Origin of the sequence: Chromohalobacter sp. 48-RD10, assembly GCF_029889785.1 — a bacterium.
Lineage (GTDB): Bacteria > Pseudomonadota > Gammaproteobacteria > Pseudomonadales > Halomonadaceae > Chromohalobacter.
This window is the reverse complement of record NZ_JARANX010000206.1, coordinates 1-657: the sequence shown is the minus strand read 5'-3', so window position 1 is coordinate 657 and position 657 is coordinate 1. Positions and strand designations below refer to the sequence as shown.

The following is a 657-nucleotide window of genomic DNA, read 5'->3' as shown; positions in this document are numbered from 1 at the left end:
CAAAAATAACCAATTACGCACGGGACTATCGCATCAACACGATATGCAGTGGCCGTGGCGGTAGCGTGCCTGCTGACGGGTACGTACCTCACCGCAAAGCAAGAAGAGTGACGGAAACCGTCAAAAGCAGCAGGCACGCGAATTCTGCATAACGCGCCGAATCATTCTGAGCATGCATTAAAATCAATGGGTTAGGTGCGTAAGGACAAGCTAGATAAGATTTATTGAACGCACGCGCTCGTTCAAGTAGCAAAACGAGCGCGCTATCTAACACCTGTTAGCCAGAAGGGAGAAAGTTATGGCCACAAAGAAACGGGCATTTATTAGTTTCGACATTGATCATGATGATGGCGCGAAGAGGATGCTTGCGGGGCAGTCGAATTACCCGGATAGCCCCTTCGAGTTCAAGGACAATTCCGTCGATAAACATTTGACCGGAGATTGGCGCGAGAAGGTCAAGCGCCGAATGGACAACGTTGACCTCGTGATCATTCTGTGTGGAACGCAGACCCATAACGCCAGCGGCGTATCAGACGAGCTAGAAATCGCGAAAGACAAAGGAAAGCCGTACTTTTTGCTTGCCGCATATTCGGATAAGACGTGTACTAAGCCGAAATCCGCCACGCAGTCAGATAAGATCTACAACTGGACGTGGGA

Annotated in this window: 1 protein-coding gene; it reads left to right on the top strand. The window is 49.8% G+C overall.

The window, feature by feature from the left end; all coding sequences use genetic code 11:
• Window positions 1–298 precede the first annotated feature (298 nt).
• Window positions 299–657 (top strand): TIR domain-containing protein (locus tag OP496_RS18270; RefSeq protein WP_280565417.1); only part of this gene is annotated, 359 nt, incomplete at its 3' end.